Genomic DNA, 20266 nt, shown 5'->3' with positions numbered 1-20266 from the left:
AGAAAAAAGCAGTCAAGCAATGAAAGCTGCTTGACTGCAAAAATCAAATTATTCTATTGGATTTTCTCTTCACCAACACCAGTTGACAAAGAGCCGGAATTACTGGTATTTTTATTTTTTTAAGCAGATTGTTTACTAAAGTAACGTTGCCATTTAGTTTTCATACTCATAGTTAACGGAATTGCAGCTTCTTTAATAGCACAATATTTATCAACAAAAGTTACAATATAACTTTCTTTATACTTAGGTGGTGCAATCGTTGCCCCCCACATATGCTTGATAATAATATCGCGCTCTAAATCTGAAAGTTCTGTAATTTTTGCGGCGTTTTTAGCGGCAATTCGTGGATGCATATAGGCATGAGAACCCTCATCAAATTTAGTTGTCCGCCAATCGTAATAAAATAAATCATGCAATAAACCTGCTCGTGCAGTTGCTCTTGCATCACCGTTCCAACGTTTTGCTAATTTATAACTATTGTAAGAAACACTGATTGAATGTTCCAATCGAGTTGAATGATAATGTTGAATATATTCATCTAGCTTTTGAACTTCTTCAGTTGCTAGTAAATCTGCTACATAAGACATATACTCTGAATCTTCACGCCATTTTTCTGTCATTAAGTAAAGGCCACCTTTTTAAATTATCCAATTGAGAAACTTTCTCTTCTCTTTTGATGTGGCAAGTATAGCACGCTTACAAAAAAAATACTAGCTTAGGTGATTTATCGTAAAGAAAGCTTAATACTTTTAATGTGCTTTAAACAGTTAAGCTAACTCATACATTAAAATCCCCGCTGCTATCGCAACATTTAAGGATTCGGCTTGACCTTTAATAGGAATGTAAATATTTTTGTCAGTTAAAGTTAGTAATTCTTTTTGAACTCCTTGACCTTCATTTCCCATAATTAAAGCCAGATTTGTGGTTTTATTTATTGCATTTAAGGCAACTGCCTCTTCATTTAATTCTGTACCATACACCAGACTGCCGAAAGCTTTTAACTCCTTTATGGCTGTTTGTAAATCTTTTTGAATAATTGGTAAATGAAATTGACTCCCCTGCATGCTCCGTAAAACTTTAGGATTATAAATATCAGCTGTACCTTCACCTAAAACTACACCAGTAAAGCCAAAAATATCGGCGGTGCGAATCATCGTTCCCACGTTTCCGGGATCTTGAACGTTATCTAATAACAACCATTTTCCTGCAAAAGTAATCTCTGCTTGATTCGTCATTGCTACTACCGCTAAGATACCTTGGGGTGTTGGTAGCTCTGATAACTGTTTCATCACTTCATCACTAACAAAATATAGCTTTTCTTCAGGAAACTCTGCTAACCAGCTGCCCCACTCGCTCATGCCCCGTTGCGTTACTAAAATCGCTTCAACTGGCGCCTGTCCCTTAACAGCTTCTTCAATTAAATGAAAACCTTCTAATAAATATTTTTGATCTAATTGGCGATATTTACGTTTTTGATATTTTTTTAATTCTTTAATCCACTGATTTTTGACAGATAAAATTTCTTTCATCACTGTTCACCTCGAGTTATTATAACACCTTTCAGTCTTGTCTGAAAGATACGAAAAAGGTATGATAAAAGAAAAATGCTAAACTTAAAAATGAGGTGGATAATTTGCGAAAAGTCAGAATGAATGTTGAAGGTCGTGTGCAAGGAGTAGGTTTCCGTTATATGACCAAAATGGTAGCTGATGAATTAGGCGTACGAGGAAAGGTCTGGAATGAAGACAATGGTTCTGTTTCTATTGAAGCAATCGCCGATAATGAAACCATGCAAGCTTTTATAGCTAGAGTTAAAGCCTCCCCTTCTCCTAGTGGCAGAGTCACTACTTTAACTTTACAAGATGATTCAACCATTGAAGAACGCAAAAAATTTGATGTCACTTATTGGTAAATAGGAATTTTTTACTTATCTTAAAAAAAATAACAGATTGAAAAGTCGCGACTTTTCTAGTATAGTATTCTTTGTGCAAATCTTTAAGTAGAGGAAGAAAGTAATGACCAAAAATAAAATAAAAAAAATTATGCTGAGCTCTGGAATGCTCTCATTAGTTTTGTTCTTATCTGGCTGTGTAAAAACTAATGCAGATGGAACGCCTGATGAAAGTGGTGTTATCTACCGTTTCTTAGCAAAACCAATTGGTGATGTAATTACTTATATGGTTGAAAATTTCAATTGGAACTATGGTTGGGCGATTATTTTTATTACCATTATCGTGCGAATCATCATTATGCCTTTAGGAATTAATCAATCACGTAAATCATTAGTTCAAAGTGAAAAAATGCAATCTATTAAACCGCAATTAGATATTATCAATAAAAAAGTCAAAGCAGCGACAACTCAAGCTGAGCAATTAGCTGCTAATCAAGAAATGCAAGCTTTATATCGTGACAATAATCTTAGTATGACTGGCGGAATTGGTTGTCTACCTTTATTAATTCAAATGCCTATCTTTTCTGCTTTATATGTAGCTGTTCGCCATACACCAGGTATCAGTGAAGCAAGCTTTTTCGGTATTAATTTAGGAAACCCTAATATTGTTTTAACAATTTTAGCAGGTTTAGCTTATTTAGGTCAAAGCATGATTTCCATGATTGGCGTCCCTGAAGAACAAAAGAAAACAATGCGGAGCATGATGATTATGTCTCCACTAATGATTGCTTTCATGTCCTTCTCTTCTCCAGCTGGCTTAACTTTATACTGGGTTGTTGGTGGGATTTTCGGTTGTATTCAAACTTTCATTACCAACGTTTTAATGAAACCAAGAATCAAAGCGCAAATTCAAGAAGAATTAGCTAAAAATCCACCAAAACAAGTAGTGACACCTATTAAAGATGTCACACCAACAGAAGAAACTCCAGCAATTTCACCAAAAAAACGTAATGACGGTAAAGGTCGCAATGCTGGTGCACAACAACGTAAAAAATAATCATTTATCTTCTTAGAGAACCGCTGTTGCGGTTCTCTTTTTTGTACTCTAGCTAGCTTTCTTCAATAAAATGATAATGAAATTCGTAGCGGAAAATACCACTATAATTTTTCCTTACACTTTACTTGGATGCAGAACAAGTCTTTCCGCTTTTTTTATAATCTAGCTACAAGACTTTGCATCTCTCTATAAAGTGAAGAAGAAATTCGTGGCAGAAAACACCACTATAATTTTTTCTTGCACTTTACTCAGATGCAGAACAAGTCTTTCCGCTTTTTTTGTTCCCTTTAACATTTCTCAATGTTTTTTACCTTTTTTTAATAACAGGTATAAAGCGTATTCTAGCAGGCTTTCATTTTCATTTTTTCTTTAAAATAGATGTTTAGCCTAATTTATAAAGAATTTCTAATTGGCGGTAAACTATTATTTTTTTATCATGAACTCGTAAAATAACTAGTTATTTAGAAAAAATTTTGCACATTGAGAGGAATTGGAAAAAAATGGAAAAAATTATTAAAGCGAAAAAGAATTATCCACCACTGCTCAAGTTTCCTGAGCATAGTCAATTGAAAGGGCAAGATTTAATTTTTGCTGGCATTAGCATCATTACAGCTTTTGCTATGATTCGTGGTTTAATGCAACATATGGGGGGAATTTTAATCACGGGTATCACTTTCATCTTTTGTAGTAGTATCCTATTTTATTTAAAAAGTAAAAATTTGAAACTTTCTACAAGACAATTTGCTTATTTTGCGTATGTTTTATTGTTAGGCGCAAGTTTCGCTGTTTTTAAAAATCGCGTTTTGCTGAAAATTAATTTATTTTTTCTAATATTCAGTTGTTTATATTGGGTATTAACAATCGTGGGGGCGCGAAAGAATAATACCTTGGACCAGCACTTCTTTTCAGATTTACTTTACGGAATTTTTATCACACCTTTCCGCAAACTAAATAGATTTGTTCATAAAATTAAATGGCTGCGCTATGAACATCACAACTTGAAATTAGTTCTGTTGGCTATTGCAATCTCTTTACCTATCTTATCACTAGTCATTTACTTATTAACTTTTGCTGACCAACAGTTTGAAGCGGTGATTTCTTATCTGACTAGTGCTTTATCTGAGAATTTAGGGGAATATTTCTTTAGTTTATTGTTAGCTATTCCTTTAGGGAGTTATCTTTTCCTACTGGTTTATCGTAATATCAATAGTTCACAACAAACCCGCAAACAACTTACAATTAAAACGGGACCTAATATTTTCTTTATGACCATTTTAATTTTATTTATCACTGTTTATTTGCTGTTTTTCGCTTCAGCCTATGTCGGTTATCGACTAACAGATACTTATCAACTGGAGGAAAATGCTCGCCAAGGCTTTTTCCAATTGCTACCAGTTGCTTTAATTAATGTGACGATTTTTGCGATAATTAAAAATTTTAGCAACTACTCTAAAAGTATCCAAATTGGTTTAACGCTGATTGGCCTTGAAACGTTGGGCTTAATTTGGCTAGGTTTAGCACAAATGTTTTTATATATTCAATATTATGGTTTAACTATTTTACGTTTTAACACCACTTGGTTTATGATTGCTCTTTTTATCTGTATGATGATTTTTATTGCAGCTTTATGGAAAAAATTCAATTATACCAAAGGAACAGTTTTATTTTTAGCAGCGGTGATGTTAATTTTAAGCTGGGGCAATTCTGGTAAAATAATCACTAATTATAATTATCAACAATTTCAAACTGGTCAGTTAAAGAAACTTGATAGCAGTGTCTTTTATGATATTGTGGCTGAAGCAGTCCCCACTGCGATTGAAATTTATCAAGAGTCTGAAGATGAAGACCTTCGAGAAGAAATGTTTGATTATCTTTTAGAAATGCAGACGCTTATTGAGGAAGATAGTAGCTTTACTTTACAGCAATATTTAGATTTAAAAAAATTAACTCATATCATTGTTTAAACTAGCCAAGAATATTCAGACTGTCACGAAAAAAGTTTGAATATTCTTTCTTTTTTCGCTAAACTAAGAGAATATTCCAATTTTTGAAAGAGGTCTCTTATGTTAACTGCTTATTTAAATATTTTAGTCATTTTTATTTTAATTTTCATTGGTTATTTGCTAACTTATCGCCAATGGTTTAACAATCAAGTAGCCGATGCTTTTTCTAAGCTAGTTTTAAATATCGCCCTTCCTTGTAGTATGTTTCTAAATATCACTAAACAATTTTCAAAAGCAGAATTTATACAACTATTTAGCGGGATGTTAATTCCCTTATTATCTATGAGTATTACTTTATTAATCAGCTATTTTTACGGCAAAATCACCAAAGTAAAAACTGGTCGTTTAGGAAGTTTTACAACGATGGCGACTTGCTCCAATACCATTTTTATCGGTTTGCCCATCAACCTAGCAATTTTTGGAGAAATTTCCGTGCCTTTTGTTTTGCTTTATTACATTGTTAACACTACTTTTTTCTGGACTGTCGGTGTTTTTTTGATTGCTAAAGATAATCCGCAAGCAGAAACTGCACAGATTTCTTTTCATCCCCTAACCGCCCTTAAAAAGATTTTTTCACCTGCTTTATTAGGCTTTATCATTGGTTTGCTATGGATTTTAACAGAAGTACCTGTTCCAAGTATGCTGCAAACTTTGAGTAGTTATCTGGGGCAATTAACAACCCCTTTATCAATGTTTGTCATTGGCATTATTATTTATTATACGGGGATTCGCAATTTAAAACTTAACAAAGATATTGTTGGTGTCTTAATTGGCCGCTATCTGCTTTCTCCGTTGATTGTTTGGTTAATCAGTCACTTTGTTAAAGTGCCAGAATTAATGCTTAACGTCTTCATTATTCAATCTGCCATGCCGATTCAAAATTCCGTACCGATTTTAGTTCGTAATTATGATGCCGATGTAGATTTTGCAGCAAGTAGCTTAGCATACAGTATCCTACTTTATTTAATCTACATCCCACTATTATTATTGATTATTTTATAAAAAATTTTCACTATCGAAAAGTTGAACTTAGTTTCAGCTTTTTTCTTTTACAAACATATTATATTTTTATCTTATAAAAATAGCCAAGCAACGACAGCTGCTTGGCTATTAAACTTATTTAATTGTTAGTTTATCTCACTTTTCGTTTATTATAAAAGAGTCCTAAACCTAACACAATACATAATACTCCTACAATTAATGATACATTACTTGTAGTTTCTCCCGTATTTGGAAGTTTTCCAGGTGTATTTTTCTTAGGTGTATCTTGTTTTGGGTTGCTAGGTGTAGTCGGTTTGGTCGGTGTATCTTTTCCTACTGGTTGATTTTCTTTTGTCAGTTGCATTTCACTGACTTGGTCAGCTGTAATCGAAAATCTAATTGGTGTGCTATCTAGCAGATAACCTTTTGGTGCTTTGACTTCGACTAATTGATATTCGCCAACTGCTAAATCTTTCAAAGTAACTAATCCATTTTTATCAGTTACAATACCAGTTCGAATAACTTCTCCCTTAGCATTTCGAAGTTCAAATTCAGCTCCTGCTAAAACTTCACCTGTTTTGCTATCAACTTTTTTCAAAGTAACTTCCCCTAATTTAACACTAGGGTTTGTGTAGACATTTTTGAAAATGGCTGTCTTTTCATAAACAGTCGTTGCTACTAATTGACCATTTTCATCCATCACCGTCACAGTTACTTTATAAACGGTGCTATCGTAACTAATCGTGCTATCCGTACCTACTACTTCACGAATAGTATATTCATAGGTGCCGACAGTATCATAAGTCAACGCATCAAAATAAATTTTGCCATTAGCATTATTGGTTTTGGTTTGCAAAACATTACCAGCGCTATCTACTAATTCAAATTTAAATTCACCTGCTGTTAATTTCTTACCAGCTAATTCTTTTTCTGCTTCTAAAATGATATGGTCATCTTTTGGTGTATAGCTATTTTTAAAAACTACATCACCTTCATAGTTGGCTTTTGCTACTAGTTGACCATTTTCATCGGTTACTGTCACAGTCACTTTATAAACCGTACCATCGTAATTGATTGTGCTGTTGGTTCCTTTTACTTCACGAATGGTATATTCATAGGTACCAACTTGTTGGTAAGCAATTGCATCAAAATAAATTTTACCACTACCATTATTAGTTTTTGTCTGTAATACATTACCATCTTTATCAACTAATTCAAAGTTAAATTCGCCAGCTGATAAATTTTTACCAGTTAATTCTTTCTCTGCTTCTAATACAATATTACCACCTTTTGCTGCGTAACTATTTTTGAAAATTACACTGCCTTCGTAGCTTGGGGTTGCTACTAACTGGCCATTTTCATCAACTACGGTTACAGTTACTTTGTAAACACTGTTATCATAGGTAATAGTGTTATTTTTGCCAGCTACTTCACGAATGGTATATTCATATTTACCAGCAGCATCATAAATGATTTCATCAAAATAGATTTTTCCATTTGCATCATTTGTTTTTGTTTGTAAAACATTGCCTTCGCTATCTACTAATTCAAAACTAAATTCGCCTGCTGATAAGTTTTTACCAGTTAATTCTTTAGTAGCTTCTAATACAGTACTGCCACCTTTTGGCGCGTAGCTATTTTTGAAAATTACATCGCCTTCATAACTTGCTGTTGCTACTAATTGGCCATTTTCATCAACTACTGTCACAACGACATTATAAACGGTACCATCATAGCTAATTGTACTGTCTGTTCCAGCTACTTCACGAATGGTATATTGATAGCTGCCTGCTACATCATAATTAATTGCATCAAAGTAGATTTTTCCATTTGCGTCATTTGTTTTTGTTTGTAAAACATTGCCTTCGCCATCTACTAACTCAAAACTAAATTCGCCTGCTGATAAGTTTTTACCAGTTAATTCTTTATTGGCTTCTAATACGGTGCTACCTGCTTTTGGCGCATAGCTATTTTTGAAGATTACATCACCTTCATAACTTGGCGTCGCTACTAACTGACCATTTTCATCGACTACCGTCAATTTAACTGAATAAACATTGTTATCGTAACTAATTGTACTATCTGTACCTGTTACTTCACGAATGGTGTATTCATAGGTGCCAGCCGCATCATAAGTAATTTCATCAAAATAGATTTTTCCGTTTGCGTCATTGCTTTTGGTTTGTAAAACATTGCCTTCGCTGTCTGCTAACTCAAATGTAAACTCACCAGCACTTAAATTTTTGCCAGTTAGCTCTTTACTGGCTTCCAATACGGTACCACCAGTTTTTGGTGCATAATTGTTTTTGAAAATGGCATCTCCTTCATAGCTTGGGGTTGCTACTAATTGGCCATTTTCATCAACTACTGTCACAGTTACTTTATAAACGGTATCATCGTAGCTGATGGTACTGTCTGTTCCAACTACTTCACGGATAGTATATTCATAAATACCTGCTACATCATAAGAAATTGCATCAAAATAAACTTTCCCATTTATATCATTTGTTTTTGTTTGTAAAACATTACCAACACTATCTACTAATTCAAAGTTAAACTCGCCAGCCGTTAAATTCTTACCAACTAATTCTTTACTGGCTTCCAATACGGTACCACCACTTTGTGGTGTGTAACTATTTTTGAAAATGGCATCTCCTTCATAGCTTGGGGTCGCTACTAATTGGCCGTTTTCATCAGTTACTGTCACGGTTACTTTATAAATTGTATCATCGTAGCTGATGGTATTATCCATTCCGACTACTTCACGAATGCTATATTCATAGGTGCCAACTGTATCATAGTTGATTTCATCAAAATAAATTTTACCACTGCTATCATTTGTTTTTGTTTGTAAAACATTACCAACACTATCCATTAATTCAAATGTAAACTCGCCAGCCGTTAAATTCTTACCAACTAATTCTTTACTAGCTGCTAATACTAACTCCGTAGCTGGAACAACGGCTCTTTCATTTAGTAAAGTCACGACACTATTAGCTAAAGGAATTTCAAATTCGTGAAGTGTTTCATCTAAAATATAACCATTAGGTGCTGCAACTTCTTTAATTGCATATTTCCCATAGCGTAAATTACTAATTTGATCAATCGGATTGCCTTCGTTGTCAATAATTTTATTATTTTTCACTTCTACATTAGAGATAAATAGTTCATAATCACCATTAGCATTTTGACGGAAAATATCAAAGAAAGCTGAATCATCGATGCCTTCATTGGTATTAGCATCAAGTTTTTCAATACTTAAAGCCCCATTGACACCACTTGATGTACCACTACCATCTGTAGATTTTATGGTAATTTCTTTTGTTACTTGATGAATTTCTACTTGGTTGCCGCTAAGTTTCACATCGTTAGCAACTTTTTCATTATTTACAATACCTGGATCTAGTTTTGTTTGATATTCAATAATGTAAGGAGAATTTATTTCACCTTCAAATTTTATTGACATTGTTTGCGTTCCTTCAAAAGGATTCATTTCAAGGGACGGACCAAAGCCTTCAGAGAAAGTAATTTCTTCCCCTTTATCAAACTCATCGCCATTGGCAATAGCTTTGTAAACATGAACAATCATATTATTTTGATCATCTAAAACAAAAGATTGTTGACTTAATTTCACTGTATCAGTTACTACCGCATCACTAACTGTGCGAGAATCTTGGTTTACAATAACCTTCCAGTCAGCAAGTCGATTGTTTACAGAATTTTGTACACCATTTTTTACTAACCATTTATCTTTAGCTGATTTTTCAATTTCACCTTCAGCTACAACAATTGTATTATTATCTGGATCTCTTAATTCTGCATAATTTTTATATTCATAGGTATCAACTGCAGCATCAGCTGCAATCGCTATAGAAAGAGTTAAATCAGTAGACTTTAGTAAAGTAATAATAACTTCACCAGTTGCTGCAACTTCATAAGCATAATTCACGCCTAAAACTAATTCACTTGTAAAGTTAGCAACCCCACCACTTTGACCATTAATAGTAGTTCCAAAAATTTTTAAACTTCTAATAGCTTGACCGTCACCAAGCTTTTCTAAAATTGTAGAGTTAGCTGGTAAGGTTTCTTTATATCTATTAAAAGTGGCTACCCAGTAAACACTATCACTAGGAGCTATTGTTTCGCCAAATACATTGTAAGTATTCGCCGCTAAATATTTTCTCAAACCCGCTACAACAGAGCCATCTTTAGGTACAAAGAAGCCGCCTTTACTTGCATTTTGAGACAAAATTTTATTTATCCGTAAACTGTCATCGTCACCAATTTGACGTGGATTACCATTAATATCTTGATAAGAAACCACAATTGAATTACTAAACTGATTGCCACCATTAAATAGTTCTTCATGATTTCTGATATTATATTTTGTCACATAATTAATTGTAAATTCTTCATCAATTGTTGCATAACTACCTAATAACTCAATTTTAAAGCCCGATTCATAAGTGATCCCAGTTGCTGTTTGTTCATGTAATAATTCAATTGCATAATCAGTCCCTTTTGTTAGCGTCACACCTGTTGAAGTTTTAATTTCCATGTCGCCAAATAACTCTAAAGCACTCATGTTGCTACCATTAGAAAGTCGATATAAGTCAGTAAAAACAGCATTATTCATCGTTTCATGATTTGAGTTAACTTTAACGGACCAATTCATTAAATGATTTTCATAGTCAACAGAAACGCCTTTTTTCTCAATCCCCATATTACTTTCTGGTTTTGCGGTACCTACACCATCATAGCCAGTATTGAAAGTGCCATCTTTAATATTCATATGGTTATAAATAGTCGTATCGCTAAAAATCGGATCAAATAATTTTGTTTGATAAGTAATAATATAATCCCCGGGCTCTTGAAAAACTAATTTAAACTGTACAAGTTCGCCATCTTTTTCAATAGCGTCTTCAGTTAAAAGTGTCCACGCTGAAGGTGCAACAGGGTCACCATTTTTTTTCGTTACTACAATACTATCTCTTACTAAATAATGCAAAGCTGCTGAAGAATCAGTACCACTGTAAGTATTATCTAAAATAGAAGCGCCGACATTTTTTAATGAAGCTGATAATTCCCAGCTAGCTTCACCAGTAGTATTATCATAGCCAGTAAAACGTTTATAATTTTCTAGGTCATCAAAACTGACAGTCGCACTTACACTCTTATCAAAAAATTGATCACCACTAATTTTAGCAGTATTAGTAAATGACTTAATTGATGAATCTATAACTGTTGAATTAATTGAAATTTTTACCGGTGTAGTAATTGCTTGATTAAATGTAAAAGTATTTGTAACTGGATCAAATTCATATAAATCGGTAACTTTATCCCAAGTACCTGTTGCTTCATTATAAATAGAGCCATATGAAGTCCCTTTTGTAAAAGTTAATCCTTCAGGCATAACTTCCGTTAAAACTACATTAGTTAACGTTTCAGAATTTTCATTAAACACAATATCCCAAAGGACATTTGAATGTTTAGAAATTTCGCCAGTTTTTTTAAGATCAATGTTGTAAACAGGGACAACGATGATAATTTCATTACCGTTGCTATCTGTGATTCCTGTTTTGATTTCTTGTTCTTCTGTTTCACTTACAATATTTAATTCTGTTGTTAATTCGATTTTACCAGAAAGGTCAGAAAGATTTGTCGCATTTTCATTAAAGACCACTTTTAATAAACCATTAGCGTCCATTTCAAAATAGCCAATTACATCAGAGCTTCCGCCATTTGTACGGTAAATAGGTTTAGGTTCAATTGCATTATGAACAGCAAAATAAGGTGGCATTTGATATGTATAGTAATCACCGTCAGAAATATCTACATCGTTTGCTAATGACCAATCAATAGTAATATTAATATTGTCATTATAATGTGCTAGATTTTCTTCTGTAAAAGGATTTCCCTCATTATCTGCAATTGTAATATTATCAAAAAGATTGACGCCACGATCATTTAAGCTTGTTCCTGCATTTAAAGTCACTGCTTCTTCTGAAGGTGCTCTGGCTTGCTCTTCCGAATTTTCTTCAGTACTTGTTGCATTGATAACTTCATCTGTTGAAAAATCAGCAGTTTCCTCATTTTCAATTAGATTGTTGGCATTTTCAACAGTAGATGTTTCACCGTTTGAAATTCCTTGATTGTTTTCATTTGCTAATAAAGCATCTTGATTAGTATTATCGGCTAATTGATATTCACTAGTTTCAACTTCGGTCATTGTTTCAGCTATTGCTGCAATTGGTGAAGCAAATGTTGACATAAACAAGATTGCCAAACTAAATAGAACAGAAATTTTTTGTTTCATTTTTTGAACCTCTTTCTCTCATAAATATAACGATTTCATAAAGATCGTCATAAAACTTTTATACTCTTTGCCTTAAACAGAATCTTCTTTCTGAGTGATTCTTGTGCCAAATATGATAGTCCCACATTTTTTTGCTAAATATTTCGGTAAAACCGGTTCATCTTCAGAATAAAGCTGTGGTTCATCTTCTAACATTGCCAATTTTGCTTCAATTGTACGAAATGATTTTTTCTTTAATTCTTTTTTACTATCATTTGGGATGACAATCATATTTTCCTCAGACTCTAAACTAAACTCTTGCACCCCCAAACTTTTTTGCTGCCAATCTATTGATTCATTAATAAACCCAAATCCAATAGGATATAATATACAAGTTGTTAAAATAATATATTTTCTTTTTTTCTTATCCATAACTAATTCCCCTTAACTTGTAGCATTAACTGACCAAATTCTTCCCAGTCATCTGGTGTTGGAGGACGTTTCCAAATCATTTGTTCACACTTTAACTTATCAATCGCAAAATCAGAAAGATAAAGTTGTGTTTTCGAGCTAATATTTTCTTCATAAACAATGTGCATACTTTTTAAAGTATATAGCATCATTTTTATATACTCGTTATAACTTTTCCCATGAGAAAAATCGATACATACATAAATTGGCACTTCTAATTGCTCTACAGGAATTTTTGTAATTAAGAAGAATAAATAATCATAATATAATTTATTTTTTTCTTGATTACTATTGAACAAATGCTCATCTAAACTTTCAATATAAGTTCGAACTAATTTTTCAAATTGTGGATTGACTTCCTGAAAATACTTATTTTGTATTTTGTGAATAAAAGAAGACTCTCTAAAATGATAAACTAACCATCTTCTATTGATGCGCATGAGTCCATCAACAAGCAATTGATATTGTTCAGGGCTGATATTATGCATCTGCTTAACAAGCTGATGTAAAAAATTAGTCGTTATTTCTTTAGCCGTATTTTCACTTTCTGAAACTTGATAGTCATCATCAGAAAATAAAACAATTTCTTCTAATCCTAAAAACAAATAGAAATAGGCGATTTCTTTTTCACAATCTTGTTGAGATAAAGAAAAATTTTCTTTCAATAGTCTTTCCAAATATTCTTTGAGATTGCTTTCTTGAACTTGCATATAGCTCTCATTTATAAAATGAGTATATTTCACTCTAGTTAACCAGATATTAATGAAGAACATTAATTTATACTCTACCGTTTTGGAAATGGTGACGTTATGAGACTGCTTTAAAAATTCAATTACTCGGTTGGAAATAGCTTTAATTTCGGTTGTAAATGGATTACGAATTCCGTTAAATACTTCATAATAGAAATTAAAAAGAAAGTTTCTTAACTGAAACTCTGAACCAGTAATTTTATTTCTGGTAATATTTAGTTTTTCTTCATCCAATAATATTTTGATTTCTTTTTGGTATTTATAGGCGTTTGAACGACTCACTGGTAAAAATTCTAATTGTGATTCTATGCCTATTTCATAAGTAATCAAATTATGAAATATTTGGTAGTAAGGGCTTCTTTCCAAGAAAAGCAGTCTCACTTTTTTTAGCAATAAGTTGCTAATTCCTTCCAAAGTAATTTCACCAGTAGGCTCTATTCTGATACTGGCCGTTTCATCAATTTGAAGGAAACTATCTTGAAGTGCTTCTAAATTTCTCTCAACTTTATATTTAGAAATATCTAAAAATTGACATAAATAATCCACGGAGCAAAAAACAGATTTTCTTATTTCCAATGTTTGCAGAATGTATAATTGATATCGATCCGTATCTACAAGTAAATCATTAGGAACCATTCCATTCCTATCCTCCTTTATATCTAGTTAAGAAAATGAAAATAAGTAAACCTTTATAAATAATATGAATTAACATTTATAAATTATCTCATTCTCTTTAACAAAATTGAAGCCACTTATGTCTCTTCTTTTTTTCATTTTTGCAAAAAAAAAAGACTATATACATTATGTATATATTTTTTTATTATTAGACTTCACTTTATTTATGATAACCTACATTCAATTCTCATTCAATAACAACTATTATTTTATATAGCTAAACAACTTGATATCATTATCATCAAAAATAGTTAATCGTTATTAATTAATAATTCCGAAAAATTAAAAACAGTCGTTATTTTATTTAGAAACTTTTATTATTATTACTCATTTTGTAATTTATTCATTTAGCCAGTTCGCGTGCCTAACTGCTTTGAATCTTCTTTATGATTCACTCGAAAGTAATATCAATTATTAACAAAAAAACCTAGTTATAAAATCCATAGAGATTTTATAACTAGGCTTATTATATTTTTCTATTTTACAATCAATAAATCTAAACTACCTAAGGCTAAAGTCATTTTAGCAATTTTATACAGTTGATTTAAGCGATTTTTACGAATAGCTGGATCTTCAGCCATGACCATTGTTTCTTCAAAATATTTTTCAATATAAGGACGTAAATCTCGTAAAGTTCGATAATTTTCAGCAATTGTTTGAGTAGCAAAATCAGCTTCAGCTTTTGCAACAGCTTCAAACAATTCGTTTTCAGCACCGTTTTCAAACAACTTAGGATCGACTTCTAAAAAGTTAGTATCTTCAGCTTTTTTCGCTAAGTTCAAGACTCTTGTTAAAGCTTCAACGGATGGGCGGAAATCTTCATCAGTTAAATGCTCTTTCAAAATGCTAGCTGAACTGAAAGAACGCATTAAATCATCATGCTCAGCGGCTAAAATTGCATCAATCACATCGTGACGCACGCTTTTCGTTGATAAAAATTGACGGATACGGGCTTTAATGAAGTCAATTACTTCCGTTTGACCAGCAGGTAGTTGAATACCAAAACGTTCTTCATCAGCATTAATCACTTCATTGATTTGTTCTTGTAAACCTCTTAACGGGAAGCGCCAACCCTTGGCTTCAATAATCCGAATAACACCATAAGCTTGTCTTCTCAAAGCATAAGGGTCATTAGAACCACTTGGAATCATGTCTACTGCAAAGAAAGTTAAAACACTATCCAGTTTATCAGCAATCGCTAAAACAGCACCAATAGCTGATTCAGGCAGTTCACCTTCACTTGAGATTGGTTGATAGTGTTCACGGATAGCTTGCGCAACAGCGGGATTTTCTCCTTGCAATAAGGCATATTTTTCGCCCATAATCCCTTGTAACTCAGGGAACTCGCCCACCATATTGGTCACTAAGTCAAATTTATAAATTTCAGATGCTCTTTGTAAATCAGCCAATTCAGTTGCAGATAAACCAACTTGTTCACCGATTAAAGCAGCAATCACTGAAGTTCGTTGCATTTTTTCATAAATATTGCCAATTTTTTCATGGAAAGTTACTGATTTTAATTTTTCCACACAAGTAGCAATTGTGATTTTTTTATCTTCTTCAAAGAAAAATTCGGCATCTTCTAAACGAGCAATTAAAACTTTTTCATTGCCTTTAATCACATTGTCAATTTTAACTTTGTCGCCATTACGAACAGAAATAAAATGTGGCAACAACAAACCTTGGCTATTTCTTATTTCAAAGTAGCGTTGATGCTCTTTCATTGAAGTTACTAAAACTTCTTCTGGTACACTTAAATATTTTTCGTCAAAGTTACCCACAAAAGCAGTTGGGTACTCCACCAAATTGTTAACTTCTTCCAATAAATCTTCATCCAAAACCACTTGCCAATGATTGGCTTCAGCGATTTCAGCAATTTGTTGACGAATTAAATCTTTTCGTTCTTTCGCATCAACAATTACAAATTGTTCAGCCATTTTAGCCTGATATTCATCCGCATGATTAATCGTAACTGTTTTCCCTAAGAAACGATGTCCTCGTGAAGTATTACTTGTTTTAATATCTAAAATTTCAAAAGGAATGATTTCGTCATCTAATAAAGCTACTAACCAATGAATTGGGCGAATATAAGCTAAATCGTAATTAGCCCAGTGCATCGTTACAGGGAAAGTTAAACTTAAAATAACGGTTGCTAAGCCTGCTAAAACCTCTTGAACATTGCGACCGGATTCAAATTTAGTGACATAAACATACTCCACGCCTTTGATTTCTTTAAAAGTAATATCATCAGTCGTTAAACCTTGCCCTCGCACAAAACCTTCGGCGGATTTTGACCAATTGCCTTCTGCGTCTAAAGCAATCTTTTTAGCAGGTCCTTTCACTTCTTCTTGGGTATCCGCCTGTTTTTCAGGTAGATTAACGATTTTTATAGCTAATCGTCTTGGTGTTGAAAAAACTTCAATTGTATCGTAAGTTAAACGATTTTCAGCTAAAAATTTAGCTACTTTATCGGTTAATTGTTTGATGGTTGGTGTAACCACATGAGCGGGCATTTCTTCCAAGCCAATTTCTAATAAAAAGTTTTTAGCCATTTTATTTTTCCTCCTTATTAGCAAGTAATGCTTCTGCTGTTTGGCGATCTAAAAGTGGATAAGCCAATTTTTCCCGTTCAGCAACGAAAATTTTCGCTACTGATTTTGCCATATTCCGGATTCTCGCTAAGTAGCCTGCTCGTTCCGTTACGGAAACAGCGCCACGAGCATCTAATAAATTAAAAGTATGGCTACATTTTAAAATATAATCGTAAGCTGGATGAACTAAGTTTTCAGCAATACAACGTTTTGCTTCGGCTTCAAACCGTTCAAAGTTACCTAACAATAATTCTTGGTCACTAATTTCAAAAGAATATTTAGAATGTTCATATTCTGGTTGTGTGAAAATTTCACCATATTTAACGGTATCTGACCATTGCAAATCATAAACACTTTCAACTTCTTGAATATATGAAGCCAAGCGCTCTAAACCATAAGTGATTTCAGAAGTTACTGGTTTACAAGGCAAGCCGCCAACTTGTTGGAAATAAGTAAATTGCGTAATTTCCATGCCGTTTAGCCAAACTTCCCAACCTAAACCAGCGCAACCCATTGAAGGATTTTCCCAGTTATCTTCAACAAAACGAATATCGTGCTCTAATGGGTCAATTCCTAATAAGCGTAAACTTTCTAAATATAATTCTTGAATATTTTCTGGTGATGGTTTCATGACTACTTGAAATTGGTGATGTTGATATAGTCGGTTAGGATTTTCGCCATAACGACCATCGGCAGGGCGACGTGAAGGCTCTACGTAAGCAGCATTCCAAGGCTCAGGGCCGATTGCTCGTAAAAACGTATAAGGGCTCATAGTCCCCGCCCCTTTTTCTGTATCATAGGCTTGCATTAACATACAGCCATTTTCTGACCAAAATTTTTGCAAAGTTAAAATCATTTCTTGAACAGTTAATTTTTTTGTCATTTTTACTACTCTCCCTTTCTGAAAACATAAAAAATCCCTATGTCATTACGACATAGGGACGATAAATTCGCGGTTCCACCCTACTTCCGATTGATAATCGGCAGCTTCATTCTGATATGCTCACAAGTGCCCCTTCAAAAGCTGCTAGTATTCGGCTCTCACTCTCCCGAACTCGCTAAAACTGCCTGACTTTCTACTGTGCTTGCTTAAACGCATGATTTAATTATTTTTATCATAGTCTGAAAAGTGCTGATTGTCAAATAGTTTCATTGAAAAAATGAAAGATTTTCATTTTTGACCATAATTTTTTTAGCATTTTTCAAAAAACTTCGCTATACTATAAAAAAAGGAAGGTGTTTAGTATGAGAAGAAAAATCGGGAAGTGACAGATTTTAATGATATCGCAGCAATTGTTGAAGAAGCACAAGTTTTACGTTTAGCTTTATTTGATGAAAAATATCCTTATATTTTGCCGGTTAATTACGGTTATCAGTGGCAAGAGAAACAGTTAACCTTTTATCTTCACGGTGCCACAGTTGGTAAAAAAATTGATTGCATCACCGCCAACAATCATGTCTGTGTTGAAATCGACATTGATCATCATTTGATTGATGGTGGCCAGACTGCCGCTCATTATTCTTATGGTTATAAAAGTTTAATCGGCTATGGTACAGCTACGATTGTTGAAGACTTAACAGAGAAAAAACATGCCTTAGAAAAATTGATGGCTCACGCTGCCAAAGATCATAGTTTTGATGCTATCCCTGAAGCGATGATTAAGCGGACTGGCGTGATTAAAGTCGAACTTACAAGTTATACCGCCAAAGCCAATATTCCTATGGAAAAATAAAAATAAGCAATATTTAGCAACTCTCTGTTGGTTCTGTTAAATATTGCTTATTTTTTTAAAACATCTTGCCAAGTTTTCATTTGGTCAATAAATTTTTTACTCTTTAAATGAATCCCCACATATTCATCATAAAGTTGATCTAGCAACTGCCGAATACTTTCTTTCGTTTCTGTTTGTAGTGAAATATTTTCAATTTTATCTAAAGTAATCCCTGAAAACATACGTAAAAAATGAACAGCTCGCGGATTGCTATGAAAACGGTGCGGATCTTGTAACCAGTGACGCTCACATAAAACCCCATGGTATTTGACTGAATAATCAAATTTTCCGTGAGTTTCTCCACAAATCGCGCAATTCGTCCAGTTGGGCGAAACACCAAAACGATTTAATAGCTGCACTTCAAAAATATTGGTAATAATTTCTTCATCATACCCCTCATTCATCATTTGTAAAGACTGCTTTAAAAAACTATACAAATGCGGATCATATGTCCGATCCTCAATAGCAGCATCCGTTAGCGCCAATAAATAAGTTGCATAAGCACTAATAAAAATATCTTCTTGAATCTTACGAAAGGCGGTAATTTCTTTAGCACCATTCAGAAAAGATAAACCGTCACTGCGGAAATCGCCAAAGTAGACGGCTTCAGTAAAAGGTAATAAGGCAGGTGTTAAAGGATTATTTTTACGATGAGCGCCTTTGACATAAAACATCATCTTCCCTGCTGATTCCGTAAAAATTTTAACTAGTTTATCTTTTTCTTTATGATCTTTTGAAAAAAGAATTAAACCTTTCGATTCAATAAAATTAGCCATCCTGCCGCACCTTCTTTCCGCTAAATAATTTAATACCAGCAAAATTATGATTTTAAACACAACTTTACTGGTTAACTGTTTTATTAATACTCGTCTTTCCGATAACCAAAGTCTTGCAAATAAATTTGTTTATCTCGCCAATCTTTTTGAACTTTAACCCATAATTCAAGATAGACTTTATCACCTAGTAAATTTTCAATATCTTTACGAGCTTGTGTACCGATATTTTTCAGCATTTTGCCACCTTTACCGATGATAATGCCTTTTTGACTATCTCTTTCAACGATAATGGTAGCTTGAATTTGAACTTTATCGTTCTCATTTCTTTTCATTGAATCGACAACTACCGCTACTGAATGCGGGACTTCATCACGGGTTAACAAAAGCACTTTTTCTCTGACTAATTCAGAAACAATAAAATACTCTGGATGGTCGGTTACTTGATCATCCGGGAAATATTGTGGTCCTTCTGGCATTTCACTTACCAAAGTTGACATCAAGTGTTCCACATTATTGCCTTCTGTGGCAGAAATTGGCACGACTTCAGCAAAATTCATTTGTTGAGAATAATCTTCAATAATTTCCAATAATTTATCAGGATGGATTTTATCAATTTTGTTAATGACTAAAAAGACTGGTGCTTCAACATTTCGCAAACGTTCTATGATGAAATCGTCGCCACGTCCACGTTTTTGATCGGCATTAATCATAAATAACACCACATCGACTTCTCTTAAAGCACTGTAGGCTGTCTCCACCATAAAATCCCCTAAACGATGTTTAGGTTTATGAATCCCAGGCGTGTCAATAAAGATTAATTGTGCTTCAGGCGTCGTGTAGACCCCCTGAATTTTATTTCGTGTTGTTTGTGCTTTATCACTCATAATCGCAATTTTTTGTCCTACGATGCGATTTAGCAAAGTTGATTTACCCACATTTGGACGACCGATAATCGCCACAAAACCTGATTTATGTTCTACCATATTTATTATTCCCACTATTCTA

14 protein-coding genes are annotated in these 20266 nt (G+C 33.4%); 5 read left to right on the top strand and 9 right to left on the bottom strand.

Annotated elements, in window-relative coordinates; translation table 11 throughout:
- Positions 1-119: 119 nt before the first annotated feature.
- Together M2139_RS10580 and M2139_RS10575 are read right to left on the bottom strand one after the other, a co-directional pair.
- Positions 120-620, bottom strand: a complete 501-nt coding sequence (locus tag M2139_RS10580) for an HD domain-containing protein (protein ID WP_280738813.1) — start codon at positions 618-620, stop codon at positions 120-122.
- Between the two features lie 147 nt (positions 621-767).
- Positions 768-1529 carry an RNA methyltransferase gene (locus tag M2139_RS10575; RefSeq protein ID WP_280738812.1) on the bottom strand — a complete coding sequence of 254 codons (762 nt, stop codon included), beginning with the start codon at positions 1527-1529 and terminating at the stop codon, positions 768-770.
- A gap of 104 nt (positions 1530-1633) precedes the next feature.
- Between M2139_RS10575 and M2139_RS10570 the strand changes: the two genes are divergently transcribed.
- The 4 genes from M2139_RS10570 (at position 1634) to M2139_RS10555 (ending at position 5953) form a co-directional block, all read left to right on the top strand.
- A complete protein-coding gene (locus tag M2139_RS10570; RefSeq protein WP_280738811.1) occupies positions 1634-1912 on the top strand; it encodes an acylphosphatase in 279 nt (92 codons plus the stop codon).
- Between the two features lie 103 nt (positions 1913-2015).
- Complete coding sequence (yidC, locus tag M2139_RS10565) at positions 2016-2948, top strand: membrane protein insertase YidC (protein WP_280738810.1); 933 nt, start codon at positions 2016-2018, stop codon at positions 2946-2948.
- 500 nt (positions 2949-3448) lie between these two features.
- The gene (locus M2139_RS10560) at positions 3449-4912 is read left to right on the top strand and encodes a DUF4153 domain-containing protein (RefSeq protein WP_280738809.1); all 1464 of its coding nucleotides are present in this window, start codon (positions 3449-3451) and stop codon (positions 4910-4912) included.
- 99 nt (positions 4913-5011) lie between these two features.
- Positions 5012-5953 (top strand): AEC family transporter, encoded by a 942-nt coding sequence (locus M2139_RS10555; RefSeq protein WP_280738808.1) that lies wholly within the window; start codon positions 5012-5014, stop codon positions 5951-5953.
- A gap of 130 nt (positions 5954-6083) precedes the next feature.
- Here M2139_RS10555 and M2139_RS10550 read toward each other — a convergent pair whose 3' ends face one another.
- The 5 genes from M2139_RS10550 to glyQ all read right to left on the bottom strand — a co-directional run bounded on the left by M2139_RS10550 (position 6084) and on the right by glyQ (position 17596).
- Positions 6084-12248: an FctA domain-containing protein gene (locus M2139_RS10550; RefSeq protein ID WP_280738807.1), complete on the bottom strand. Its 6165-nt coding sequence runs from the start codon at positions 12246-12248 to the stop codon at positions 6084-6086.
- A gap of 72 nt (positions 12249-12320) precedes the next feature.
- On the bottom strand, positions 12321-12659 hold the full coding sequence (locus M2139_RS10545) for a hypothetical protein (RefSeq protein WP_280738806.1): 339 nt from the start codon (positions 12657-12659) through the stop codon (positions 12321-12323).
- A gap of 2 nt (positions 12660-12661) precedes the next feature.
- Positions 12662-14083, bottom strand: coding sequence for a hypothetical protein (locus M2139_RS10540; protein ID WP_280738805.1), 1422 nt, complete (start codon positions 14081-14083; stop codon positions 12662-12664).
- Between the two features lie 515 nt (positions 14084-14598).
- Positions 14599-16674, bottom strand: coding sequence for a glycine--tRNA ligase subunit beta (gene glyS, locus M2139_RS10535; RefSeq protein WP_280738804.1), 2076 nt, complete (start codon positions 16672-16674; stop codon positions 14599-14601).
- A 1-nt stretch (position 16675) separates the two neighbouring features.
- Positions 16676-17596, bottom strand: a complete 921-nt coding sequence (gene glyQ / locus M2139_RS10530) for a glycine--tRNA ligase subunit alpha (protein ID WP_280738803.1) — start codon at positions 17594-17596, stop codon at positions 16676-16678.
- Positions 17597-17978: 382 nt separating this feature from the next.
- Here glyQ and M2139_RS10525 point away from each other — a divergent pair, with 382 nt between their 5' ends.
- Entirely contained in the window at positions 17979-18446 is a 468-nt protein-coding gene (locus tag M2139_RS10525) for a pyridoxamine 5'-phosphate oxidase family protein (RefSeq protein ID WP_280738802.1), read from the top strand.
- Positions 18447-18493: 47 nt separating this feature from the next.
- On the opposite strand, the gene recO is transcribed toward M2139_RS10525, so the two are convergent.
- Positions 18494-19261 (bottom strand): DNA repair protein RecO, encoded by a 768-nt coding sequence (gene recO / locus M2139_RS10520; protein WP_280738801.1) that lies wholly within the window; start codon positions 19259-19261, stop codon positions 18494-18496.
- Positions 19262-19344: 83 nt separating this feature from the next.
- Positions 19345-20244: a GTPase Era gene (era, locus tag M2139_RS10515; protein WP_280738800.1), complete on the bottom strand. Its 900-nt coding sequence runs from the start codon at positions 20242-20244 to the stop codon at positions 19345-19347.
- Between the last annotated feature and the right edge of the window lie 22 nt (positions 20245-20266).

This window comes from Enterococcus sp. PF1-24, from assembly GCF_029893325.1.
In the GTDB taxonomy this organism is placed as follows: Bacteria; Bacillota; Bacilli; order Lactobacillales; family Enterococcaceae; genus HY326.
Note: the sequence above shows the minus strand (reverse complement) of the source record. Positions and strands in the feature narration are given on the sequence as shown.